Source organism: Mycobacterium simiae, assembly GCF_008370645.1.
In the GTDB taxonomy this organism is placed as follows: domain Bacteria; phylum Actinomycetota; class Actinomycetes; order Mycobacteriales; family Mycobacteriaceae; genus Mycobacterium; species Mycobacterium simiae_A.
On the sequence record NZ_VTZN01000067.1, the window covers coordinates 1 to 25,044 of the forward strand.

The following is a 25,044-nucleotide window of genomic DNA, read 5'->3' on the forward strand; positions in this document are numbered from 1 at the left end:
GGCGCTACCGAGTTCATGGTTTATCAAGCGGCCCTTGCGATACTGCTGCACAAGCTCGGGGGCGGCACGGACATCGCGCTGGGCAGCCCGGTGGCGTCCAGGCTCGAATCGGCCACCGCAAATCTTTTCGGCCTTTTCGCCAACGTGGTGGTGCTGCGCAACGACCTATCGGGCGATCCGACGCTGCGCACTGCGCTGACCCGCGGCCGTGACACAGTGCTCGATGCCTTCGCGCACCAGGAACTGCCCATCGAACGCCTGGTCGAGGCGCTGAACCCGCCGCGCCGCCGGTCCCGTAACCCGCTGTATCAACACATGATCCACTTCCGCGGCGAAGACTGGGCGCTTGCATCACGCAAACTCACCGACACCGGCGAAACCACGATCATTCCGCTTCCCATCGACTTTGAGGTCTCGCTACTGGACTTGGATGTGGGCATCAACGTGACACCGCGGCACGAACTCGACGTACGGCTGGTCGCCAATGCCGATCTCTACCAACCGGCCACCGTTGCGCTCATCGCCGCTGCTCTTAACACCACCCTCGACGCGTTCGCCACGACACCAGACCTTCCGGTATCCGCGGTGCAGCTGCTGCCTACAGCTGACCTGGCCAGGCTGCTCGCGCCACCAACGTCCGCGGCCGTCGCTTCCTCGGAGCCGGCCGCTGGCGGCTCGGTGGAAACCGAGCGGGTCCTCATCGCCTTGCTAGAGCAGTTGCTCGACATCACCGGCGTCGATCGCGACGACAACTTCTTCGCCCTCGGCGGTGACAGCATCGTCGCCGTCAGATGGTCGGCGCAGGCCACCGCCCAGAGCCTGGCGTTCACCCCAGCAATGGTGTTCGAACACATGACGATCGCTGAGCTGGCCGCCGCGGTCGACGCGGCCGCTGAGCCGCGTTCCGGCGCAACGGATCTGGCGCAGGACTATACGCCGATGAGTGCGTCGGGGCTGGACCCCGACGTGCTGGCCACGCTCGCCGCATCCTGGCTCAACGAGTCCAGAGGGCAGTCATGACCACAGCCCCGCCACAAATCGAGGACGTTCTTGCCCTCACCCCGTTGCAGGAGGGGCTGTTCGCGTTGTACCGACTGGCCGAGGACGGCATCGACCTTTACAGCATGCAGTTTGTGGTTGATGTCGAGGGACCGGTCGACGTCGAACTGCTGCGGCGCAGCGCTTCGGCCATGCTGGACCGGCATCCGAATCTACGCGCCGCCTTCTGGGATCGTGATGTGCCCAAACCGGTGCAGATTTTGCCCGCCCAGGCCGAGTTGCCGTGGTCCGAAAGAGTTTCGCTGGCAACCCAATTCGACGCTATCGCGCGCTCGGAACGGCGCCGCCCGTTTGATCTGAGCCGCGGGCCAGCGTTGCGCGTTGTCCTGCTGACGGTGCCCGGTGCGACCCAACGGCGAATCATTTTCACCGCACACCACATTCTGGTCGATGGCTGGTCGCTTGCCGTGTTCTTCACCGAGATGCTCGCTGTCTATCGCGCGGGGGGATCGGCCGACGGGCTACCGGCCCCTCGTCCTTACCGCGACTACATCGTCTGGCTAGCCCAGCAGGACCGGGCGGCCGCACGTGCTCGGTGGACCGAGTATCTGCAGGGTGTGTCTGGACCGCTCATGGTGGCACATAGCCCAGCCATGGGCCCACTCGCTTCAGGTGACGGCGTGCCGGAGAAAAGGGAGCTCCTGTTGCCAGCCGCTGACACGGCACGTCTGCGAGATTGGGCGGGGAGCACCGGCCTCACGCTCAGCACCGCAGTGCTTTTCGCTTGGGCCGTCGTGCTCAGCAGGCTCACCGATCGTCGTGATGTTGTTTTCGGCACCATTGTCTCCGGCCGTCCGGAAGGCTTGCCCGGCGTGGAAACCATGGTGGGACTGTTCATCAACGCCGTGCCGGTGGTGCATCGGCTGAGCAGGGCCGACTCGGTGGTGGAGCACTGCGCCCGGCTGCAGCGCCAGACCTCGGCGATGCGCGACGTAGGTTATCTCAGTCTGTCGGAAATCCAGCGTGCCCATGGCCACGGCCCGATGTTTGATTCCCTGTTCGTCTTTGAAAACGCACCGATCGAGGACGCGATACGTCCGGTTTGCACACCCGACGGCGCCCGATTCCGTCCAGTCGAGATGGAAAGCTTGACCCACTACCCGTTGACTGTGGTCTCGCACCTGCGCGACAGCACACTGGTGGTACTGGTCGAGGCGATTCATGAGGCGCTGCCGCATCTTCGACCCACCGAGATCGGCGAGCGACTACTCGCAGTGCTGCGCCAACTCCCCGACGTCGGCGACCGCACCCCCGACGCGCTGGAGATTCTCACCGAGAATGAGCGCGCGGAGCTCGATCACTTGACCACTGGGTTGCCTGCCGCTTCGGAGTGCGCCTCGGTGTGGGAAATGTTTGAGCGGCAGGTTCGCGCCGCACCGAGCGCCGTTGCCCTGACCACCAGTGGCGGTGAGCGTTACACCTATGCCGAGCTGCACGGGGAAGCCGGCCGGCTGGCGGCAGAGCTTGCTGAACAGGGTGTGGGTCCCGAACAGGTCGTTGCACTGTTGCTGTCACGCTCGAGTCGGTCCGTGATCGCGATCCTGGCGGTGCTGGCTGCCGGTGGCGGCTATCTTCCAGTTGATATCACGCTGCCCCGAAACCGTATCGAATCGATGGTGCGTCAAGCCAATCCAGTGCTGGCTATCACCGCAGGAGACTACTCGCAGCTGGCCGACTCAAAGGTGAGTGTGCTGGTCATCGACGATCCCACTGTCAGCGAGCGCGTTTCGCGACGTTCTGCCGCCGTGCCGGACGTCCGCCGCCATCCCGAGCACAGTGCGTACGTGATCTTCACGTCTGGCTCGACCGGTGAGCCCAAGGGCGTCATTGGCACCAATGCCGCGCTGCTCAGCTACTTTGCCGACCACCGCGAGCGGGTTTACCGGCCAGCGGCTAGGCGCCTGGGTCGCCCGCTGCGTATCGCGCACGCGTGGTCATTGAGCTTCGATGCCTCGTGGCAGCCGATGGTCGGCCTGCTCGACGGCCACGCCCTGCATCTTTTCGACTCCGAGGAAATGCGCGACGCGGAGCGGCTGGTGAAAGGCATTGTCATCCACCAGATCGACATGATCGACACCACCCCGTCGATGTTCGTGCAGCTAGCAGCCGCTGGCCTGTCGGATAGCACCCTTTCGGTGCTGGCGCTGGGCGGTGAAGCTATCAACACCGCGTTGTGGAACCAGTTGCGCGAGCTGCAAGCAGCAGCGGTCTACAACTGCTATGGACCCACCGAGACGACGGTCGAGGCGGTGGTGGCCCCGGTCAAGAATTACGCCACGCCGTCGATCGGCACAGCCAACGCCGGCACCTTCGCCTATGTCCTCGATTCGGCTTTGCGGATGGTCCCCACCGGCGTGGTTGGCGAACTCTATTTATCCGGCGCCCAGCTAGCCCGGGGTTATGTCGGCAGCTCGGCGCTCTCGGCTGCTCGTTTCGTAGCCGATCCGCTGCGCCCCGGGCATCGCATGTACCGCACCGGTGACTTGGTGCGGCGCCTGCCGCACGGTGGGTACGCGTATGTCGGACGCGCTGACACCCAGGTGAAGATCCGTGGTTACCGGGTGGAGATCGGTGAGGTCGAGGCCGCGCTGCGCGGCCAGCCTGCCGTACATGACGCGGCAGTCTCGGTGGTGCGTTGCGCTGGCGGCACCACCCTAGTGGGTTTCGTTGTGTGGCAAGAGGATACGATTGCTGACCCGGTTCAGCTGCGCGCCGCGCTCACCGGGCTGCTGCCCGGGTACATGGTCCCGGCCCGGGTCGTGGCCGTGCCGCGGCTGCCGGTGAACGCCAACGGCAAGCTCGATAACCGTGCCTTAAACCATTGGGCCGAGCGGGAGCTCACCCACGTCACCGAGGGTGGCGCGGCGTCCACGGAGACCGAACAATCGCTACGTGACGTATTCACCGAACAATTCAACGGCCTAGTGCCGCATGTCGACGACGACTTCTTCTCGCTCGGCCTGGACAGCATCGTGGCGATCTCGTTGGTTAACAAGGCTCGACGCCGCGGTCTGGTGGTGAGTCCGCGGATGGTGTTCGACGCTCCGACAATTCGCCGGCTCGCGGCGACTATCGACGCGGCAGCCGGCTCTGATGCGATCACCGAGAGCGCCGAATACGGCGAAGTGCTGCCGCTGCCCATAGTGTCTTGGCTCTACGAATATGGCAACTATCGCCGCTTCACCAACACGATCGTGCTTCAATTGCCGTCCGATATCGAGCGGGCGGCAATCGAGTGCATGTTGCAGATGTTGCTCGATGGACACGAAAGCCTGCGATCTATTCTGGTCGATACCGCCGCGGGGCCGCGTCTGATCACCCGCGAGCCCGGCGTGGTTCGTGCCGGTGATGTGCTGGACCACACCGCACTACCCAATTCGACCGATGTGAAATGGCGCTGGGCCATCACACATTCTGCGCGGGAGGCTATTGACAAGGTTGACCCCCGATCCGGCGCGATGCTGCGAGCGGTGTGGCTGTCCAGCACCGGGCAAGGCCACGCGCTGCTGCTCACCGTGCACCACCTGGTGATTGATGCGGTGTCGTGGCAGATCATGCTCAGTGATCTCGCCGAGACCTGGCGCTCGCTGAAATCAGGTGTGGCGCTCAAGGCACTGCCGGAGTTCACTTCTTACCGCCGGTGGTCGCAAATGATGTGGCAACGGGCCGCGACACCGGAGGTGCGGGCCCAGCGTGACTACTGGATCGCTCAGGTGCGTGATCCCGACGCCGCGTTGGGTGTGCGGCACCCCGACCCGACCCGTGACACCTGGTCCACCCTGCGGGCCTCGCCGGTGGTGCTACCGGTCAGCGTCACCGAGCGCATACTGGCCAGGCTGACCAGAGAGGACGGCGTACGCGAATACTTGCTGGCCGCAACCACGATCGCCGTTGCGAGCTGGCGTCGTGCGCACGCGCAGGATCCATCTTCTGGCGCGCTCATCGCAGTGGACAGCCACGGGCGTGCAGACGGAACTCTGGACGCCGACACGACGAACACCGTCGGTTGGTTTACCAGCGCATTTCCTGTGCGGCTTGGGGTCGGCGCGGCGGCCATCGATATCGAGCGGTCCGAAGCAGATCCGCAGGCCGCCCGGACACTACTCGATTCAGTCACTAGCTATCTCGGCGCGATCCCCTGCGCGGGTTTGGATTACGGTCTGCTTCGCTATGTCGACCGCACCCCTGAATTGCAGGCGGCTGCCGAACCGCAAATCATGTTTAGTTATCTGGGTCGGCTGGACCTGAGCGGTGTTACCGATCAACCGTGGTCACTGCTGACCGGTCCGCACGTCGATCTCTTGCCGGTGGACCCCGAACCAGACCTGCCACTGCGCTTTGCCCTGTACATCAGCGTGTTCGTCTGCGCTACGCCCGACGGCCCGCAATTGACCGCCAACTGGTTGTGGAGTGATGCGCTATTCGCTGCTTCTGATATCGACCGGCTAACTCGATTCTGGCAGCGCGCCATTGCCGCGCTTGCCGCCGGTGACGCAGAGGACGGGACCCAGAGAGGAGCCGTATGGAGTCCGCGCAGCGGCTGGACCGACTGAGTAGGGATGAGATCAGGGCGACGGTTGCAGCCGAACTCGGATGCCCGCCCCTCGACGTCGCCGACCATGACGACCTCATTCGGTTAGGCCTTAACTCGATTCGCATGATGGCGCTGGCTGGACGATGGCGTAGGCAGGGCGCGCAGGTCACTTTCGCCGAGCTTGCGGCCCAGCCCACAGTCGACTGCTGGCATCGCCTGCTCAATGGGTGCGAGATAACCAGTACAGCAACGATATTGGGTCCCGAGGTGCCTGAGCCGGCCGAGGCGCTTGCCGACGACCGCCCTTTCCCGTTGGCTACCATGCAGCACGCCTATTGGGTGGGCCGCGCCGACGAGCAGGAATTGGGTGGTGTCGCAGCCCATCTCTACGTCGAATTCGACGGTACCAGCGTCGATCCGGTGCGCCTGGAGAGCGCGGTGTCGGAGCTGATCGCGAGGCATCCGATGCTTCGTACCCAATTCCGGTCGGACGGTACTCAGCAAACGATGCCTCGGCCGGGCAGACTGGTTTTCGGTGTCGTCGACCTGCGGGGTCAGTCCGCCGACCGGGTCGAATCGGCATTGGCCGAGTCGCGCGATCAGAAAACCCACCAACGCCTGGCAATTGAAGCGGGCCAGGTCATCGATGTCACGCTCAGTCTGCTCGACCAGGGCCGCTGCCGGCTGCATCTGGATATCGACATGCTGGCCGGCGATGCCATGAGCTATCGCGTGCTGGTCTGCGATCTGGCCGAGTTGCACCGCGGGGCAACGCTGCCGAAACTCGCCTACAGCTACCGGCGTTACCGCACCGAACACCAGACCGACCACGCCGCTCAGGAGCGCGACCGGCGGTGGTGGCAGCAGCGGTTGCCCGACATGCCCGGCCCGCCCCAATTGCCGATTGTCCCGCTGGGTGACCGACGGGCACCGCATCGCACCGTCCGGTACAATCACTGGTTGGCGCCGGCTGCCAAGCGAAAGCTGTTGGCCGAGGCCCATACCCGCGGGGTTACCCCGGCCATGGCCGTGGCCGCGGTTTTCGCTGACACCATCGGCGGTTGGTCGGCACAAGGAAAGTTTCTCCTAAATGTGCCGCTGTTTCATCGGGAATCAATACACCCTGACATCGATCGGGTGGTCGGCGACTTCACCTCGTCGGTCATGCTCGAGGTCGACGTCACCGAGAACGTCTCGGTCACCGAGCGGGCTGCGGACATCCAACGCCGGATGTACGAAAGCGGGTCGCACGCAGCGTATTCCGGTCTTGAGGTGCTGCGCGATCTGGGCAGACTTCGCGGCGAGCCGGTGTTGGCGCCGGTTGTGTTCACCAGTGCGCTCGATCTTGGCGAGCTGTTCGCCGACACCGTGATCGAGACCTTTGGTGAGCCGGTGTGGATCATTTCCCAGGGACCGCAGGTCTTGCTGGATGCTCAGGTCACCGAGCTGCGCGGCGGGCTGTTACTCAACTGGGACGTTCGCGAATCGGCTTTCCCGGCGGGCCTGGTCGATCCCATGTTCGCCCGGTTCATCGAGGTGGTCGAGCGGCTTGCCGAAGGCGATACCGGTTGGGCCGCCGAGGCGGCAGTGCAGTTGCCGAGGGGGCAGGCCGCGGTAAGGGCCGCGATCAACGCCACCGATGGTCCGGTGAGCGGGCGGTGCTTGCATCAAGGCTTCTTCGAACATGCGGCAGCGAACCCGGATGCATTGGCCGTGGTATGGGGTCTACCCGGGGCCGCCGCGGGTGCGTGGAGTTACCGGGATCTGAGCATGCAGTCGCTAGCTGTAGCGGGGGCCCTGCGCGCCCACGGTGTAGGACCCGGCGATGCCGTCGCGGTCCAGCTACCCAAAGGCAGAGACCAGATCGCGGCTGTGCTAGGCGTGCTCGCCGCCGGTGGCACCTACGTGCCGATCGGATTCGACCAGCCCGAGGCGCGGCGCGCCAAGATACTTCAGACCGCTGACGTCGTTGCGGCACTGACAGCCGAGGGCGCCGATATGGGGCACGGCGTTTCTGGCATCGCAATCGAGTCGGCGCGCGCCCATCCACTACCGTTGCCGACGGCCATTTTTCCCGATACCGGTCAGATCGCCTACGTCATCTTCACATCCGGATCCACGGGTTTGCCCAAGGGTGTCGATGTACCGCACAGCGCGGCGATGAACACGATCGACGCCGTGAACGAATGGTTCGGGGTCACCAGCACCGACCGGGTGCTCGCGCTCTCCGCGCTGGAGTTCGACGCCTCGGTCTATGACATCTTCGGCATGTTCTCAGTCGGTGGCTCGGTGGTCGCCGTTGACGGCGAGCAAAAGGCTGCGGCCACCACGTGGGTGGAATTGCTACGCCATCACCGGGTTTCGATCCTCAACTGTGTGCCCAGCATGCTTGATATGATCTTGGAGCTCGGCGGTGACCGGCTGGGAGATTCGTTACGGGCCGTCACCCTCGGTGGCGACTGGGTGGCCGCCGACATAGCCCGCCGACTGGCCAGACAGGTGCCGGGATGTCGGTTCGCCGGTCTAGGTGGAGCGACCGAGACAGCCATCCACAACACCATCTGCGAGGTGGTCGGCGAACCGCCGGCGCACTGGGTGACCGTGCCCTTCGGAGTTCCGTTGCGCAACGTCCGGTGTCGGGTGGTTTCGCCGTCGGGCCGCGATTGCCCCGACTGGGTGCCCGGTGAATTCTGGGTCGGTGGTGCGAATGTCGCAGCAGGTTACCGCAACGACCCGGAACGTACGGCGGAGCGATTCGTCGAGCACGAGGGGATTCGCTGGTACAAGACCGGCGACCTGGCCAGATTCTGGCCCGATGGAACCATCGAGTTTCTCGGTCGGCGCGACCATCAGGTCCAAATCCGCGGATACCGCGTCGAACTGGGTGAAGTGGAGAGCGCGCTGCGCACGCTGCCCGGGGTACGTCATGCCGTCGCTGCCGTCGTTGGTGCCAGTGCGCCGAACCTGGTTGCCGCGGTCGCGGGCGATCCGAATAAGGCCGGCGACATCGGCACGGCAATCGCTGATCTGTTGCCGTCCTACATGATTCCGACCCGCATCGAATTTCTTGAACGGTTTCCGCTGACATCCAACGGCAAGCTGGACCGTCACGCCGTGGCCGCGCTGCTCGAACCGAAAGCCAGCGACGTTTCCGAAAACCGCTGTGCCCCGCGCAATGATCTGGAAGCTGCACTTGCCGACATTGTCGCTGAGGTGCTGGGCGTCAATTCGGTCGGCGTGCATGACGATTTCTTCGCGTTGGGTGGTGATTCGGTGTTAGCCCCCGCTGTCGTCGCGCGGGTACGCGACTGGTTGGACGTCGATCATGCGTTGGTTGCGGACGTGTTCGCGACACGAACCGTGGCCGGGTTCGCCCACCGGTTGAGCGCCCGGGAGGCTCAGCGCGGCACGCCAGACCGATTGGCTGTCATCGCCCGGCACTACCTCGAGATCGCCGCTATGTCTGACGACGAGGTGCTCGCCGAAGGCTTAATCGGAGACGGATGAGCCGACGATAATGCTGCCAACACTGCACTCCTGTAGCTCATCGACGTTGGCGGCCGCGACAAACGCGGCGGTGTCGGTGAATCCTTGCGCGCACGCGCCCAGACCCATCGCGGTGGCGGCCAGATAGACCGTCTGCATCAAGACGCCCACATTCTTAAGCACAGTGGCGTAGGCGATCTGCTCGTAGGTCCACATGATGCGACCGCACCGGGCGGCCAAGATAAGCACGACTTGTGGCTCGGCGCCGCCAGCCAGGGTCGCCGAAGCTGGCTTCAACAGCGCAGAAACCGCCTTCGAGTCCGCTGCGGCCACCGGGCGCAGCACGTGATCGAACGAATCGTAGTGATACATGCCGGGCTCGAGACCCGCCGCATTGTGCACCACGGGGTACAGCTCGAGTTCATAGAGGCTGCCGCCAGATGGGTAGGGGCGCGAAAGCAGCTCTTCGCCTCCGTCGATCGGCTGGGTGCTTCGGGTCCGCGCTGTGCGATACAGCAGCTCGGCCAGCTGTTCCATCGTGATCGGCTGGGCGTCATCGAATGTTCTTGTTGAGAACCGATCTTCGAGGACAGCTGTCAGCGTGGGGTCGTGCATACGCCGCGCCGCCAGGTCGGGGACCGGTAGCGCGATCGGTTCGCCGGGATACTTCGGCCTGCGCGCATCGGGCTGCGGGAACTGGCCTCTCGCCCATTTGGTCGGACCGAAATTCTCCCAGGTGACGGTGCGCTCACCGAGCGTGCTGCGGCGGTGAAACCACAGATCGGGTGCACTCCAGCTGCGGGTCTCGAAGCTGGCGGACTCGACACCCGGGCCAACCAACAGCCCGCACCACCGCAGGTCCTCGATGAACCGCGACGCGACCTCGGGCGCCAGGTCGAGGCCGATCGCGCCAGGACCGTCGAGCAGCGTCAGCAGACGCAAGTCGTGGATGCGGATATCGCACCACGCCAGCGGATGCTCCAGCACAATTCCCAATGAATCGCGATGCAGCACGGCAAATTTCGATAGCACAACGGATTGCGCCGCCAGTGCGGCCGGCCGCGCGGGTGGTTGTCCTACCGGCGCTAGGGAGTAAAGGTCCTTCCCGCCGTCACGCACCGTCACCGTTAGCCAGCCGCTCATGGCAAGTCGATGGATGAGAGCGCCGACTTCGCTTTCCGCTGCCGGCGCCGCTATTTCGGAAAGGACTGCCGGGGCTAGGTTGAGGGTCTTGAGCGCCTGCAACTGAGCAGCTGACAAGTAGTTCAGCTTCTCGGTGCGCGGAGGATTCAGCAGCACGGCTCCGGTCGGTGTGGTCAAACAGGTGGCGCCGGAACGCAATGCGAATCGCGTATGGCTGGGGTACGGGAGGGCAGGCAATCTGTCATTCCCTCCGTTCTTGCGTTCGATGTTTCCCGCGCGCTCTCCGGACGGCTTTACAGGTGCAGCACAGTTTCATCCACCGGGTGCACGGTAAGTTGGGAGGCAACACTACCCGTCACTTATCTCGGCCCACCCGGTTGCATGTCCATGTCGAACACCCGCGCGTGTAACACGGTGCGGTTGCGCAGCGCCGCCCGGACCGCCCGGTGCAGCCCATCCTCGAGGTAGGTGACGCCTCGCCACTTGACTGCATGCGGGAAGAGGTCGCCGTAGAAGGTGGAATCTTCGGAAAGCAAGCGGTCCAGCGCGAGCACGGTGGTCGTGGTGACCAACTCATCGAGCCGTATCTGCTGTGGCGGAATCTGGGACCAATCCCGGTAGGTCAAACCATGGTCGGGATAGGGCTTGCCCTCGCGCACGCCTTTGAAAATCATCAGCGGATCGCCCTTGACGCGTTGTCGAAGCCGCACCCGATCATGCCGATCAGGCTAGTCGCACGTTGACCGGCCGAACCGAACCTGCCCTCATCCGCAGATCGGCCTGCCCGGCCGGGATCCCTGCCGCCGATTGCGCGGCTGCAGTCGAGCGTCTGTAGAGACCGTAAAATGAACCCGGCCAGCCGGCGCTAGGGAGGTGACAGTTGATGCGCAGTGCGGATGAGCGCCGCTTTGAGGTACTTCGTGCCATTGTCGCCGATTTTGTCGCCACCCAGGAGCCGATCGGCTCCAAGTCCCTGGTGGAGCGGCACAATCTGGGCGTTTCCAGCGCCACTGTCCGCAATGACATGGCGGTGCTGGAAGCCGAGGGCTACATCACCCAGCCGCATACCAGCTCGGGTCGGGTGCCCACGGAGAAGGGATACCGCGAGTTCGTCGACCGTCTCGACGACGTAAAGCCGCTGTCGAAGGCGGAGCGGCGGGCGATCCAGAGCTTCTTGGGGTCCGGCGTCGACCTCGACGATGTGCTACGCCGTGCGGTGCGGTTGTTGGCCCAGCTGACTCGTCAGGTCGCCGTGGTGCAGTACCCGACATTGTCGACTTCGACCGTTCGCCATCTGGAAGTCATCGCGCTGACCCCGGCCCGGCTGCTGATGGTGGTGATCACCGACACCGGCCGGGTGGATCAACGCATTGTCGAACTCGGTGACGTCATCGACGACCACCAGCTATCGCACCTGGGCGAGCTACTTGGCCAGGCGCTGGAAGGCAAGAAGCTGTCGGCCGCGTCGGTCGCGGTCGCCGACCTTGCCGGCCAGCTGAGCGGTGCCGGTGGCCTGGGTGACGCGGTCGGCCGCTCGGCGACAGTGCTGCTGGAGTCATTGGTAGAACACACCGAGGAGCGCCTGCTCATGGGTGGCACCGCGAACCTGACTCGTAACGCCGCCGACTTCGGTGGCTCGTTGCGCTCCATCCTCGAAGCCCTTGAGGAGCAGGTCGTGGTGCTGCGGCTGTTGGCGGCGCAGCAAGAGGCCGGCAAGATAACCGTGCGCATCGGCCATGAAACAGAGGCGGAGCAAATGGCCGGCACCTCGGTGGTGTCCACCGCCTACGGCACCAGTGACACCGTCTACGGCGGCATGGGTGTGCTGGGGCCCACGCGGATGGACTATCCGGGAACTATCGCGAGCGTTGCTGCGGTTGCCATGTATATCGGCGAAGTGCTGGGTGCACGATGACCGTGCACCTGCTGCAGAATGTGTGGACAGCCGCGTAGGGCGGCACAAGAAAGGTTAATCGTGGCACGCGATTACTACGGGCTGCTCGGGGTGAGCAGGGGCGCCAGTGACACAGACATCAAACGCGCCTACCGCAAGCTGGCTCGCGAACTGCATCCTGATGTCAACCCCGACGAGACCGCCCAAGCGAAGTTCAAAGAGATCAGCGTCGCCTACGAGGTGCTGAGCGACCCGGACAAGCGCCGGATCGTCGACTTGGGTGGGGACCCGCTGGAAAGTGCCGGAGCATCGGCTGCGGGTTTCGGCGGCTTCGGTGGATTGGGCGACGTCTTCGAGGCGTTCTTTGGTGGCGGCTTTGGCGGCGCTTCGGGGTCGCGTGGTCCTGTCGGCCGGGTTCGGCCTGGTTCGGACTCGCTGCTGCGGATGCGGCTCGATCTGGAAGAGTGTGCGACCGGGGTGACCAAGCAGGTCAGCGTTGACACCGCGGTGTTGTGCGATCGGTGCCAGGGTAAGGGCACCAACGGCGATTCCGCACCGATGCCCTGCGACACCTGCGGTGGCCGTGGGGAGGTGCAAACCGTCCAGCGTTCGTTGCTCGGGCAGATGCTGACGTCGCGTCCGTGCCCCACCTGCCGCGGCGTTGGGGTAGTGATTCCCGACCCATGCCACCAGTGCGTGGGCGACGGCCGGGTCCGGGCTCGCCGGGAGATCAGCGTCAAGATTCCCGCCGGGGTCGGTGACGGCATGCGGGTTCGGCTCGCCGCCCAAGGTGAGGTCGGGCCTGGGGGCGGGCCGGCGGGCGACTTGTACGTCGAGGTCCACGTGCAGGCCCACGACATCTTCGTGCGCGAGGGCGACGATCTGCACTGCACGGTTTCGGTACCGATGGTCGACGCTGCGCTGGGTGTCACGGTCACATTGGACGCCATCCTCGACGGCCCCAGCGAAATCGTCATTCCGCCCGGTACTCAACCTGGTTCGGTCATCACGCTGCGAGGTCGCGGGATGCCACATCTGCGCTCGAACGCCCGGGGTGATCTGCACGTGCACGTCGAGGTGGTAGTGCCTGTCCGGCTGGATCACCACGACGCAGAGCTTTTGCGCGAGCTGAAGAACCGTCGCGGCCGCGATGTGGCCGAGGTCCGTTCGACGCATGCCGCCGCGGGCGGGTTATTTAGCCGGCTGCGCGAGACCTTCACCGGGCGCTAGACAGACTTAGGCGCGCACATGGTGGCGACGCTGTTTTACGTCGACGCACTGCCCGAGGCCGGCGTGTTGGCAGTTGTCGACGGCGACGAAGGTTTCCATGCCGCCACGGTGCGGCGGATCCGCCCCGGCGAGCAGTTGGTGCTCAGCGACGGCGATGGCGGCCTAGCCCGCTGCGTGGTTGAGCAGGCCGGGCGTGACGGACTGAGGGCGCGGGTGCTGGAGCGCTGGGGCGCTAGGCGCCCAAAGCCGGGGGTGACCGTGGTGCAGGCGCTGCCCAAGTCGGAGCGCTCCGAATTAGCGATCGAGCTAGCCACTGAGGCCGGTGCGGACGCGTTCGTGGCCTGGCAGGCGGCGCGCTGTGTGGCCAGCTGGGAAGGTGCCCGCGTCGACAAGGGTCTGCGCCGGTGGCGTGCGGCGGCCCGCTCGGCGGCGCGCCAAGCGCGGCGCGCATATATCCCGACGGTCGATGGCGTGCTGTCCACCGGGGCGTTGACACAGCGCGTTTGCGACGAGGTGGCCGCCGGTGCGACAGTGCTGGCGCTGCACGAATCGGCAACTGACCGACTTGCTGATCTTGCTGTGGCACAATCTGATTCGCTGCTGCTGGTGGTCGGCCCGGAAGGCGGCATCGCGCCCGACGAGATCAGCGCGCTGGCTGAGGCGGGCGCCGTTGCGGTGCGGCTGGGCCCGACCGTGCTGCGGACATCGACCGCAGCCGCAGTGGCGTTGGGCGCGTTGGGCGTGCTGACCGCGCGGTGGCAAGCGGACACCGACTGTGAATCTGACGACGAGACACGCCGCCGCTAGCGGCCAAATCGGGCCTACCTGCCCTTTGGTGCCGGCCCACACCGCTGCTTCGGCGCGGCGATGGGCTACCTCGAGGCCCATTTCTTTCTCGCCCAGGTTCATCAGCGGTGCCGGATACAAATTCTCCCCGGCTGGACTCCCCAACATGACCCTGTACTCCCGCGGCCGGTAGAGGCGGCTGCAAGTTTTCCGCGTGGCGGTAGGATTAGCTACCGGCTGTCGCCCCCACGAACACAGGAAGCAGGCATCAAAGACCACGTGACGCCCCGCGAGACCCGCGCTGCTGACGCAGTTGGAGCCCGGCAGTCCGACGCTCAGGTTCGCAGCAGCATCGACGTTCCGCCCGACCTCGTTGTGGGCTTACTCGGTTCGGCCGACGAAAATTTGCGCGCTCTGGAACGCAGCCTGAGTGCCGGCCTGCATGTACGCGGCAACGCCATCACTATTGCAGGTGAGCCGGCGGATGTTGCGCTCGCCGAACGGGCGATCTCCGAGCTGGTCGCGATTGTGGCCAAGGGACAGTCGTTGACGCCGGAGGTGGTGCGCCACAGCGTCGCTATGCTGCTCGGTGCCGGCAACGACTCGCCGGCCGAGGTTCTTACCCTCGACATCTTGTCGCGCCGGGGTAAGACGATCAGGCCCAAGACGCTCAACCAGAAGCGGTATGTCGACGCGATCGATGAGAACACCATTGTCTTCGGAATCGGCCCAGCTGGCACCGGCAAGACCTATCTGGCGATGGCCAAGGCTGTCCATGCACTGCAGACCAAACAGGTCACCCGCATCATCCTGACTCGGCCGGCGGTGGAAGCCGGTGAGCGCCTTGGCTTTTTACCCGGCACGCTGAGCGAGAAGATCGACCCCTACCTGCGGCCGCTCTATGACGCGCTGTACGACATGATGGACCCCGAGTTGATCCCGAAGTTGATGTCCGCGGGCGTGATCGAGGTGGCGCCGTTGGCGTACATGCGCGGTCGAACCCTCAATGACGCCTTCATCGTGCTCGACGAGGCGCAGAACACCACCGCCGAGCAAATGAAGATGTTCCTTACCCGGCTGGGGTTCGGGTCCAAGGTCGTCGTCACCGGCGATGTCACCCAAGTCGACCTGCCCGGCGGCGCCAAGTCCGGCCTGCGCGCCGCAGTCGACATCCTCGAGGACATCGACGACATTCACATCGCCGAGCTGACCAGCGTGGACGTGGTACGCCACCGACTGGTCTCGGAGATCGTCGACGCCTACGCCCGCTTTGAGGAGCCCGGCGCAGGGCTGAACCGGGCAGCTCGGCGGGCGTCCGGCGCCCGTAGTCGTCGATGATGTGGGCGTGAGCAGTCTGATGAGCATCCTATGAGCATCGAAGTGTCCAACGAGTCTGGCATCGATGTCTCAGAAGCGGAACTGGTCAGCGTCGCCCGGTTTGTCATCGACAAGATGGACGTCAACCCGGGCGCCGAGCTGTCGATGGTCCTGCTGGACACCGCCGCGATGGCCGATTTGCACATGCGCTGGATGGATCTGCCCGGGCCGACGGACGTGATGAGCTTCCCGATGGATGAGCTGGAGCCGGGGGGTCGACCGGACGCGCCCGAGCCCGGGCCGGCGATGCTGGGCGATATCGTGCTGTGCCCGGAATTCGCGGCGGAGCAGGCGGCAGCGGCGGGCCACAGTCTTGGACATGAGCTGGCGCTGCTGACCATCCACGGCGTGCTGCATTTGCTCGGCTACGACCATGGCGAGCCGGATGAGGAAACGGAGATGTTCGCCCTGCAGGAGCGGTTGCTCGAACAGTGGGTAGCCGACCAGGTCGAGGCCTACCAGCACGACCGCCAGGACGAGAAGGACCGCCGGTTGCTGGACAAGTCAAGGTATTTCGACGAGCCGTGACCGGTCTTACCCAGTTGCTTGGGGCGATCGCTTTGATCGGTCTGGGCGGCATGTTCGCCGGGCTGGACGCCGCTATCAACACCGTGTCGCTGGCGCGGGTGCAGGAATTGGTACGCGAGGCCCGGCCCGGGGCGGTGGCGCTGCTGAAGGTGATGGCCGAACGGCCGCGCTACATCAACTTGGTAGTGCTGCTGCGGATCGTATGTGAGATCACCGCGACCGCGCTACTGGTGGTTTTTTTCCGGCATAACCTGAGCCTTAACGGTGGGTTGTTCGTTGCTGCGGCGGTCATGGTGGTGACCAGTTTCGTCGTTATCGGTGTCGGGCCACGCACCCTGGGCCGCCAGCATGCCTATTCCATTGCGCTCGTTACTGCCGTTCCATTGCAGGTGATTTCATGGCTGCTGATGCCGATCAGCCGATTGCTCGTGCTGCTCGGCAACGCACTGACGCCGGGACGCGGCTTCCGCAACGGACCGTTCGCATCGGAGATCGAACTGCGTGAAGTTGTCGACCTGGCTCAGCAGCGCGGAGTGGTGGCGGCAGACGAACGCCGGATGATCGAGTCGGTCTTCGAACTCGGTGACACTCCGGCTCGGGAGGTGATGGTGCCGCGCACCGAAATGATCTGGATCGAAGGGGACAAATCGGCGAGCCAGGCGATGTCGTTGGCCGTCCGCAGCGGGCACTCCCGGATTCCGGTGATCGGCGAAAACGTCGACGACATCATTGGGGTTGTATACCTGAAAGACCTGGTGCACCAGACATTCTGTGCACCTGGCGACGGCCGGAAGGTCACCGTGACAGATGTCATGCGCCCAGCGGTGTTCGTGCCGGACTCCAAGCCGCTGGACGCGTTGTTGCGCGAAATGCAGCGCGACCGCAACCACATGGCCCTGCTGGTCGACGAATATGGCGCCATCGCCGGCTTGGTGAGTATCGAAGACGTGTTGGAGGAAATTGTCGGTGAGATCGCCGATGAATACGACGAGGCGGAGACAGCACCAGTAGAAGATTTGGGCGACAAACGCTTCCGAGTGTCGGCGCGACTGCCGATCGAGGACGTCGGCGAACTCTACGGCGTGGCGTTCGATGACGATCTGGACGTCGACACGGTCGGTGGTCTGCTGGCCCTGAAATTGGGTCGGGTGCCGCTGCCTGGCGCCGAGGTGATATCTCACGGTCTGCTGCTGCACGCTGAAGGTGGCCGCGACCACCGTGGGCGGGTGAGGATCGGGACTGTGCTGGTGAGCCCCGCTGAGGCTGGTGAAAGCAATGGCTTTGACCACCGCGGGGAAGAAGCCGCTTCCGATGGCTGAGCCGCTAGACCTCAGACTCGATACTGAGGTATCGAGCGGGTCGATCGGAAGCTTATGGTGACAGCTGAATTTCGGTCCGGCTTCGTGTGTCTGGTGGGCCGGCCCAACACCGGGAAGTCCACGCTGACCAACGCACTGGTCGGCGCCAAAGTCGCGATCACGTCGACGCGACCGCAAACCACTCGGCACACCATTCGCGGGATCGTGCAGCGGGAGGACTTCCAGATCATTCTGGTCGACACGCCGGGCCTGCACCGGCCGCGGACCCTGCTGGGTAAGCGGCTCAACGACTTGGTCCGCGACACCTACGCCGAGGTCGACGTCATTGGGCTGTGCATCCCGGCCGACGAGGCCATCGGCCCGGGTGACCGGTGGATCGTGGAGCAGATCCGGTCCGTGGCGCCCAACACGACTCTTGTCGTTGTGGTTACAAAAATCGACAAAGTGCCCAAGGATCGGGTGGCCGCGCAGCTGGTGGCAGCCAGCGAGCTTGGTGCGAACTCGGCGAACTCAGCCGAGGTGGTCCCGGTGTCGGCCGTCACCGGTGAGCAGGTCGGCGTACTGATCGACGTGCTGGCTTCGGCGTTGCCGCCTGGCCCGGCCTACTACCCCGACGGGGAGCTTACCGATGAACCAGAAGAGGTGCTGATGGCGGAGTTCATCCGCGAGGCCGCTCTGGACGGCGTCCATGACGAACTTCCGCATTCGCTGGCGGTGGTGATCGACGAGGTCAGCCCGCGGGAAGGGCGCGATGACCTGATCGACGTCCACGCCGTGGTGTATGTCGAGCGCGACAGCCAGAAGGGGATTGTCATCGGTAAGGGCGGCGCCCGGCTGCGGGAGGTGGGTACCGCAGCCCGCGGCCAGATTGAAAAGCTGCTGGGTACCAAAGTGTTTCTCGACTTGCGGGTCAAGGTTGCCAAGAATTGGCAACGCGACCCTAAACAGCTTGGCCGCCTGGGGTTTTGACGGTCCGGGATTGATCCAATCAGTGGGGTTTTCGGCTAGCTGTAGCGGGTAGGCACTAGTCATGGCATTTCAAAAGTCACCGACGTTCGCCGACCAATTAGCGCTGTGATGCATGTGCTGAGGGCACTACGTGCGCGAGGCAGTCAGCGGACGGTCTGCGCAGAATTCGCCGGATCCGCAAATCCGCTGATCGCCATCGGCGCAACGAGGGCCGGCCATGGGCGAGCAGCATGGTGATCATCGAGCCAACCATTTCCAGGTGGCTGAGCTGCTCAGTCGCGATTATTGAACTGGAACTGGCCAGGCCATTCATTCAACCCGGCTACGACCTCGTCGTCGCAGCCGAAGATGATGCCATTAACGCCGTGCCTGAGACCTGGTCGCAATGGGGCGTAGCGGTCCAGCCGCCGCGGCCATAGCCAAGGTCCGGTAACCGAGTTCGTCGGGCATCATTATCGAGAGGCACTGTGCCGTCATGCTTTAGCGCCGCGGCGCGCGGACGGTGTGGATGGGTGGCGTGCCGATGCCGTCGTTCCACCACACCGTCGGCTGCTTGGCCGCCCATCCGCTGACCGCTTCCAGTTCGGCGGCCAGCGAGATCAGCACGCCCTCGCTGCTGGCCGGTCCCATCAGTTGCACCCCGATGGGCAAACCTTCGACGGTGAACCCCGCTGGCACATTGATTGATGGCCAACCCAATAGGTTCCACGGCCAGGTATACGGGCATGCGGCGATCATGGCGCGGTCGGTGGCCAACCCACCCATCTCGTCGAAGGCGCGCGCCAGTGGCGGGGGCTGTGCGGTGGTGGGTGCCAGCACCACGTCAACGATGTCAAAGATTGAGGCCACCCGACGCTGCTCGGCGGCTTCGTGGCGACGGGCGCTGCGCAGAATTGCTTGCGAAAGCAGATGCCCCGCACGCAGATTCGACACCGTGCGGGGGTCCAGTACGACGCCGTCGCCTAGTCGTTCGGCCCAATCCCACAGCCCGGCGGTGGACCGGGCCAGGAAGTCCCACGACATCCGAAGGCTGTAGTCGGGGTTGCCGCGCACGACCGTGTGGCCGAGCAGCTGCAGTTGTTCGCCCACTTGTCGCGTCGCGGCCTGAATGTCCGGATGTAACTTGGCTCGAAAACCCGCATAGGGGAATCGGGTGGATAGTGCGATTTTCAGCGGGCCGGGAGCGATGCCGACGTAGTCGGATGCCGTCACTTGCGGCGGCTTGTGTAGATCGCCGGCGGCGTTGCCGGACGCTGCGTCCAGCACGAGGGCCGCATCGGCCACCGTCCGGGCCAGAACGCCGTTTACCGCGATGCCATGGAATGCCTCTGGCAACGGCCAGGTAGAGAGGCGGCCGCGCTGTGGTTTGATGCCCACCAGATGTGTCCACGCCGCGGGGACCCGGATGTTGCCGGCGCCATCCGAGCCGATTGCTGCGGTAACCAGGCCAGCGGCTACCGCGGCCGCGCTTCCGCCCGACGATCCACCAGGTGTATGCCGGCGCGCCCACGGATTACGGGTATGTCCGAATCCGGGTCCGCTGGTGAATGGCCACTGGCCCAGCTCACAAGTGTTGGTCTTGCCGATAATCACAGCACCGGCCGACTTGAGGCGGCGAACGACCTCGGAGTCCTCGGTAGCGGGCCGGACATACCCTTCGGTACCGAATGCGGTTGGCACCCCAGCAACGTCGACGTCGTCCTTGACCGCGATCGGGATTCCCAGCAGCGGGGCGGTATCACCGGCGGCGCGTCGCCGGTCCGCCGCAGCCGCATCGACCAGCGCCGAGTCGGCAAGCACCACCCGGAATGCGTTCAAGGTGGACTGGCTGGCCTCGATCTCGCGCAATGAGCGGCGTACCAGGTCAACGGCGGTCACCGAGTCGTTGGCCAACTGATAGAGGAGATCGGTCAAGGTGGGCAAGCGCTGGCTGCCGGACCCGGAAACGGCCCCAGAAGCAGACCCAGGAGCGCTAATCACGGGGTACGAGACTATCGGCGCGGATACCCGCTATGTCGCGGTGGGGTGCGAAACTATGGGGATGCGGCTGTATCGAGACCAGGCTGTTGTGCTGCGCCAGCACAAGCTCGGCGAAGCCGACCGGATCATCACCTTGTTGACCCGCGATCACGGGTTGGTTCGGGCGGTGGCCAAAGGGGTACGTCGCACCCGCAGCAAATTTGGCGCCCGGCTGGAGCCGTTCGCACACATCGACGCGCAACTGCATCCCGGCCGCAATCTCGACATTGTCACCCAGGTCGTTTCCCTTGATGCTTTCGCCACCGACATCGTCAGCGACTACGGCCGCTACACCTGCGGCTGCGCGATGCTGGAAACCGCCGAACGCCTAGCCGGTGAAGAGCGTGCTCCTGCCCCGGCTCTGCACCGGCTCACGGTGGGGGCGTTGCGGGCCGTGGCCGACGGCCGTCGGCCACGCGACTTGCTGCTGGATGCCTACCTGCTACGTGCCATGGGCATCGCCGGCTGGGCCCCGGCGCTGACCGAATGCGCCCGCTGCGCCACGCCCGGTCCTCATCGGGCGTTTCACATCACCGCCGGGGGCAGCGTGTGCGCGCATTGCCGCCCGGCCGGTTCGACGACACCGCCGCTGGGCGTGCTGGAGTTGATGTCCGCCCTGTACGACGGCGATTGGATGGCCGCTGAGCAGGCCCCGCCATCCCACCGCAGCTACGTCAGCGGGCTGGTGGCCGCACACCTGCAATGGCATCTGGAACGGCAGCTCAAGACGTTGCCGTTAGTGGAACGGGTCTACCACGCTGATCGCACCATTGCCGCACGTCGCGCCGAGCTGATCGGGCAAGTAGGTGAATGTGGCTAGAAAAGCCGAACGAAAGCTGACGTCCACCGACTTCCCGCAGCTGCCTCCCGCGCCGGACGACTACCCAACCTTTCCCGATACCTCAACGTGGCCCGTGGCCTTCCCTAACCTGCCGCCGTCGGCCAGCGGCGGCCCGCGTCGACCACCACAACACATCTCGAAAGCGGCTGCCCCACAGATACCCGCCGACCGGTTGCCGCGCCATGTCGCGATCGTGATGGACGGCAATGGCCGCTGGGCCACCCAACGTGGCCTGCCTCGCACCGAGGGGCACAAGATGGGCGAGGCCGTGGTTATCGACATCGCATGCGGTGCAATCGAAATTGGCATCAAGTGGCTCAGCCTCTATGCGTTCTCCACCGAGAACTGGAAGCGCTCGGCCGAGGAGATCCGCTTTTTGATGGGCTTCAACCGGGACGTGGTGCGGCGGCGCCGGGAAAACCTTAAGGACATGGGTGTCAAGATCCGCTGGGTAGGCTCGCGGCCGCGCCTGTGGCGCAGCGTCATCAACGAACTGGCCATAGCGGAGCAGCTGACCAGGCACAACAATGTCATCACAGTCAACTACTGCGTCAACTATGGCGGTCGCACCGAAATCGCGGAAGCGACAAGGGAAATTGCTCGTGAGGTGGCCGCGGGCAGGCTGAACCCGGAGCGGATCACCGAGGCCACCGTCGCCCGTCACATGCAGCGTCCCGATATTCCGGATGTGGACCTCTTCCTGCGGACCTCGGGGGAGCAGCGGTCCAGCAACTTCATGCTGTGGCAGGCGGCCTACGCCGAGTACATCTTTCAGGACAAGTTGTGGCCGGATTATGACCGCCGCGACCTGTGGGCGGCCTGCCAGGAATACGCTTCCCGCAATCGACGCTTCGGGAGCGCCTAGTGCCTACCTTGCAGCAGCGCCTGGCATCGATACTTCGCGACGCACTCGGGGTCGAGGAGGAGCCGGACGGCGCACTGACGGTCCGCCATGACGGTACGTTGGCATCGTTGCGGGTAGTGAAGATCGTTGCGGACCTGGACCTGGTCTCTCTCACCCAGGTCTTGGCCTGGGACCTGCCGCTGACCAGGAAAGTTCGCGAGCAAGTGGCTAGGCAGGCCCGCGACAGCAATTTCGGTGCAGTGGTGCTGCTGGAGAAGGTTGCCGAGAAGAGTGCGGCCAAGACGCCGGCCAAAACCGCGGACGTCTTGCTGCGCTACAACTTTCCCGGCGCTGGCCTCTCCGATGACGCGCTCCGCACCTTGATCCTGCTGGTGCTGGACACCGGCGCCCGGGTACGTGGCGCACTGATCGCCGGGGTTCCCTGACGTCGAAATCGACATCCGCGAGACGGTCCGACGAAAGCACGTTCGCGGTAGGCCCTACCTCGTTGTGTGTGGCGCGCTCAGCCGGGTTTCATGACTGACAGTCTGCGCAGGTGCCGAAGATTTCGATGGTGTGGCTGACCTCGGAGAACCCATGTCGGGCGGCAACTTGCGCTGCCCATGCTTCTACTTCGTGGTCGGCCACCTCGATGGTGGAGCCGCAGCAGCGGCATACCAGATGGTGGTGATGGTGGTCCGAGCATCGGCGGTAAACGGATTCACCGGTGTCAACACGCAGCGTGTCGACCATTCCCGCCGCGGCCATCGACTGCAGAGTGCGGTAGACGGTGGTTAGCCCTATGTTTTCGCCGCGGCGGCGCAGCTCGTCGTGCAATTCCTGCGCCGAGCGGAAATCGTCGACGGCATCCAGCAGCGTCGAAATTGCCGCTCGCTGGCGAGTAGAACGCACCGGCGGGCCAGTCACAGCGCTTCCTCGCTAGCGTGGGCGACCGCGTCGACGACGATGTGCGCCAGGTGATGGTCGGCAAGCCGGTACAGCACTTCGCGGCCAGACCGTTCACCAGTTACCACGCCCGCGGCCTTGAGAATCTTCAAATGCTGGCTGACCAGTGGTTGCGGCACACCCAGCGCATCGACCAGTTCATGCACGCAACGCTGACATTCGCGCAATTGCAAAACGATGGCGATCCGCACCGGCGCGGCCAGCGCGCGCAGCAGCTCGCCCGCGGCTTCGAGAATCTCCCGCGTTGGCGGGGCAGGAAAAACAGAGTGTTCGGCGAAGCTGTCTGCACTGTGGTCGTGATCAGTCGCGACGTCGCCGGCGACGGCAGGGGTAGTAGGCGACGGCGTCATATCTCAGTCACCACCTCAAGAAGTGCCGGGCATCGGGACCGCTTCCGAGTGCCGTGAAAATGTGCGGACGCCCTCCACTGTCACATGCACAATGATGCATGTCAAAGAACCCTCGCGCTGGTCGCTACCATGACTGAGGCTTCGGTGCGCAGTGATTCCCCGCTGCAAAGTGTGTCCGATCCGGGAAGGAAGTGCATTACCCCGTGGCGTCTGTCATCGACACCGTGGTGAACCTGGCGAAACGGCGTGGGTTTGTCTACCCGTCGGGCGAAATCTACGGCGGCACCAAGTCTGCGTGGGACTACGGTCCGCTAGGGGTGGAACTCAAGGAAAACATTAAGCGGCAATGGTGGCGGTCGGTGGTCACCGGCCGCGACGACGTCGTCGGGATCGATTCGTCGATCATCCTCCCGCGAGAGGTGTGGGTGGCCTCCGGCCACGTCGAAGTCTTCCATGACCCGTTGGTTGAGTCGCTGATCACCCACAAGCGCTACCGCGCCGACCACCTCATCGAAGCCTACGAAAGAAAACACGGGCATCCGCCGCCCAACGGGTTGGCCGACATTCGCGACCCGGAAACCGGCGAACCTGGCCAGTGGACCGAGCCGCGCGAGTTCAACATGATGCTCAAGACCTACCTGGGACCCATTGAGACCGAGGAGGGGCTGCATTATCTACGGCCTGAGACCGCGCAAGGCATCTTCATCAACTTCGCCAACGTGGTGACGACCTCCCGCCGGAAGCCGCCGTTCGGCATAGGGCAGATCGGGAAGAGCTTTCGCAACGAGATCACCCCGGGCAACTTCATCTTCCGCACCCGCGAGTTCGAGCAGATGGAGATGGAGTTTTTCGTCGAACCCGCGACGGCCAGGGAATGGCATCAGTATTGGATCGACACCCGGTTGCAGTGGTACGTCGACCTCGGTATCAATCCGGACAATCTACGGTTGTATGAGCACCCCAAGGACAAGCTGTCGCATTACTCCGACCGCACCGTCGACATCGAGTACAACTTCGGCTTTCTCGGTAATCCCTGGGGTGAGCTGGAAGGCGTCGCGAACCGCACCGACTTCGACTTGTCAACGCACTCAAAGCATTCGGGCGCTGAGCTGTCGTTCTACGACCAGGGCAACGACACCCGCTACACCCCGTACGTCATCGAGCCGGCAGCGGGACTGACCCGGTCGTTCATGGCATTCTTGATCGACGCGTACAGCGAGGACGAGGCCCCCAATGCCAAGGGCGTGATGGAGAAGCGGACGGTGGTACGCCTGGACCCCCGGCTAGCGCCGGTCAAGTGCGCGGTACTGCCGCTCTCGCGGCACGCAGACCTGAGCCCGAAGGCCCGCGACCTGGCTGCCGAATTGCGTAAATGTTGGAACATCGAATTCGACGATGCCGGCGCCATCGGGCGCCGCTACCGGCGTCAGGACGAAATTGGCACACCATTCTGCGTTACCGTCGACTTCGACTCACTCGACGACGAGGCCGTCACCGTGCGTGAGCGCGACGGGATGACCCAAGAGCGGATCGCGCTGGACAAAGTCGCCGATTATCTAGCGGTACGGCTCAAGGGCTGCTCCTAGGGCCTGGTACTTTGCCTCCGCGGATTCTTGCCGGTGGGGCTGTGACCGCGGAGGGCTCAAGAACAGATCATGCGATTGATCGCGGTGCTGATCGCGGCGACACGAGTTGGGGT

At 64.5% G+C, this 25,044-nt stretch carries 20 protein-coding genes and 1 pseudogene; 16 read left to right on the forward strand and 5 right to left on the reverse strand.

Going from position 1 to position 25,044, the window contains the following annotated elements:
- From F0Q45_RS12505 to F0Q45_RS12515, 3 genes are all read left to right on the forward strand, one after another.
- On the forward strand, positions 1 to 1,020 hold a 1,020-nt coding region (locus tag F0Q45_RS12505; RefSeq protein ID WP_262490977.1), incomplete at its 5' end, for a condensation domain-containing protein.
- Positions 1,017 to 5,612 (forward strand): non-ribosomal peptide synthetase, encoded by a 4,596-nt coding sequence (locus tag F0Q45_RS12510; RefSeq protein WP_149654257.1) that lies wholly within the window; start codon positions 1,017 to 1,019, stop codon positions 5,610 to 5,612. The genes F0Q45_RS12505 and F0Q45_RS12510, both read left to right, overlap by 4 nt.
- Entirely contained in the window at positions 5,600 to 9,100 is a 3,501-nt protein-coding gene (locus F0Q45_RS12515; RefSeq protein ID WP_188112911.1) for a non-ribosomal peptide synthetase, read from the forward strand. The genes F0Q45_RS12510 and F0Q45_RS12515 overlap by 13 nt, the downstream gene beginning before the upstream one ends.
- On the opposite strand, the gene F0Q45_RS12520 is transcribed toward F0Q45_RS12515, so the two are convergent.
- Both F0Q45_RS12520 and F0Q45_RS12525 read right to left on the reverse strand, forming a co-directional pair.
- Positions 9,083 to 10,459 (reverse strand): SagB family peptide dehydrogenase, encoded by a 1,377-nt coding sequence (locus F0Q45_RS12520; RefSeq protein ID WP_188112909.1) that lies wholly within the window; start codon positions 10,457 to 10,459, stop codon positions 9,083 to 9,085. The genes F0Q45_RS12515 and F0Q45_RS12520 overlap by 18 nt on opposite strands.
- Positions 10,460 to 10,581: 122 nt before the next feature.
- A complete protein-coding gene (locus F0Q45_RS12525; protein ID WP_149654259.1) occupies positions 10,582 to 10,896 on the reverse strand; it encodes a type II toxin-antitoxin system VapB family antitoxin in 315 nt (104 codons plus the stop codon).
- A gap of 209 nt (positions 10,897 to 11,105) precedes the next feature.
- Here F0Q45_RS12525 and hrcA point away from each other — a divergent pair, with 209 nt between their 5' ends.
- The 9 genes and pseudogenes from hrcA to F0Q45_RS27680 all read left to right on the forward strand — a co-directional run bounded on the left by hrcA (position 11,106) and on the right by F0Q45_RS27680 (position 18,744).
- Positions 11,106 to 12,137, forward strand: a complete 1,032-nt coding sequence (hrcA, locus tag F0Q45_RS12530; RefSeq protein ID WP_149654260.1) for a heat-inducible transcriptional repressor HrcA — start codon at positions 11,106 to 11,108, stop codon at positions 12,135 to 12,137.
- Between the two features lie 60 nt (positions 12,138 to 12,197).
- Complete coding sequence (dnaJ, locus tag F0Q45_RS12535; RefSeq protein ID WP_149654261.1) at positions 12,198 to 13,346, forward strand: molecular chaperone DnaJ; 1,149 nt, start codon at positions 12,198 to 12,200, stop codon at positions 13,344 to 13,346.
- Between the two features lie 18 nt (positions 13,347 to 13,364).
- A complete protein-coding gene (locus tag F0Q45_RS12540) occupies positions 13,365 to 14,153 on the forward strand; it encodes a 16S rRNA (uracil(1498)-N(3))-methyltransferase (protein ID WP_149654262.1) in 789 nt (262 codons plus the stop codon).
- Between the two features lie 15 nt (positions 14,154 to 14,168).
- Positions 14,169 to 14,282 (forward strand): annotated as a pseudogene (locus F0Q45_RS30210) (cytochrome P450); the annotation flags it as partial.
- A 129-nt stretch (positions 14,283 to 14,411) separates the two neighbouring features.
- Positions 14,412 to 15,470, forward strand: a complete 1,059-nt coding sequence (locus F0Q45_RS12550) for a PhoH family protein (protein ID WP_149654263.1) — start codon at positions 14,412 to 14,414, stop codon at positions 15,468 to 15,470.
- 30 nt (positions 15,471 to 15,500) lie between these two features.
- Complete coding sequence (ybeY, locus tag F0Q45_RS12555) at positions 15,501 to 16,037, forward strand: rRNA maturation RNase YbeY (RefSeq protein WP_149654264.1); 537 nt, start codon at positions 15,501 to 15,503, stop codon at positions 16,035 to 16,037.
- A complete protein-coding gene (locus F0Q45_RS12560; RefSeq protein WP_149654265.1) occupies positions 16,034 to 17,356 on the forward strand; it encodes a hemolysin family protein in 1,323 nt (440 codons plus the stop codon). Before ybeY ends, F0Q45_RS12560 begins: the two co-directional genes overlap by 4 nt.
- Before the next feature lie 54 nt (positions 17,357 to 17,410).
- Positions 17,411 to 18,325, forward strand: coding sequence for a GTPase Era (gene era / locus F0Q45_RS12565; protein ID WP_149654266.1), 915 nt, complete (start codon positions 17,411 to 17,413; stop codon positions 18,323 to 18,325).
- Between the two features lie 230 nt (positions 18,326 to 18,555).
- Positions 18,556 to 18,744, forward strand: coding sequence for a hypothetical protein (locus F0Q45_RS27680; protein WP_188112910.1), 189 nt, complete (start codon positions 18,556 to 18,558; stop codon positions 18,742 to 18,744).
- A gap of 61 nt (positions 18,745 to 18,805) precedes the next feature.
- Here the strand turns inward: F0Q45_RS27680 and F0Q45_RS12575 are convergent, their stop codons facing one another.
- Entirely contained in the window at positions 18,806 to 20,305 is a 1,500-nt protein-coding gene (locus F0Q45_RS12575) for an amidase (RefSeq protein ID WP_149654268.1), read from the reverse strand.
- 61 nt (positions 20,306 to 20,366) lie between these two features.
- Between F0Q45_RS12575 and recO the strand changes: the two genes are divergently transcribed.
- The 3 genes from recO to F0Q45_RS12590 are packed head-to-tail and all read left to right on the forward strand — an operon-like array spanning position 20,367 to position 22,475.
- Positions 20,367 to 21,164, forward strand: a complete 798-nt coding sequence (recO, locus tag F0Q45_RS12580) for a DNA repair protein RecO (protein WP_149654269.1) — start codon at positions 20,367 to 20,369, stop codon at positions 21,162 to 21,164.
- Entirely contained in the window at positions 21,157 to 22,050 is an 894-nt protein-coding gene (locus F0Q45_RS12585; RefSeq protein WP_149654270.1) for a decaprenyl diphosphate synthase, read from the forward strand. Before recO ends, F0Q45_RS12585 begins: the two co-directional genes overlap by 8 nt.
- Positions 22,050 to 22,475: a hypothetical protein gene (locus F0Q45_RS12590; RefSeq protein ID WP_149654271.1), complete on the forward strand. Its 426-nt coding sequence runs from the start codon at positions 22,050 to 22,052 to the stop codon at positions 22,473 to 22,475. The genes F0Q45_RS12585 and F0Q45_RS12590 overlap by 1 nt, the downstream gene beginning before the upstream one ends.
- An 88-nt stretch (positions 22,476 to 22,563) precedes the next feature.
- Here F0Q45_RS12590 and F0Q45_RS12595 read toward each other — a convergent pair whose 3' ends face one another.
- A complete protein-coding gene (locus F0Q45_RS12595; protein ID WP_149654272.1) occupies positions 22,564 to 22,956 on the reverse strand; it encodes a Fur family transcriptional regulator in 393 nt (130 codons plus the stop codon).
- Positions 22,953 to 23,345, reverse strand: a complete 393-nt coding sequence (locus F0Q45_RS12600; protein WP_149654273.1) for an ArsR/SmtB family transcription factor — start codon at positions 23,343 to 23,345, stop codon at positions 22,953 to 22,955. Before F0Q45_RS12600 ends, F0Q45_RS12595 begins: the two co-directional genes overlap by 4 nt.
- Positions 23,346 to 23,536: 191 nt before the next feature.
- On the opposite strand from F0Q45_RS12600, the gene F0Q45_RS12605 reads away from it, so the two are divergent.
- Positions 23,537 to 24,931: a glycine--tRNA ligase gene (locus tag F0Q45_RS12605; RefSeq protein ID WP_149654274.1), complete on the forward strand. Its 1,395-nt coding sequence runs from the start codon at positions 23,537 to 23,539 to the stop codon at positions 24,929 to 24,931.
- Positions 24,932 to 25,044: the final 113 nt, after the last annotated feature.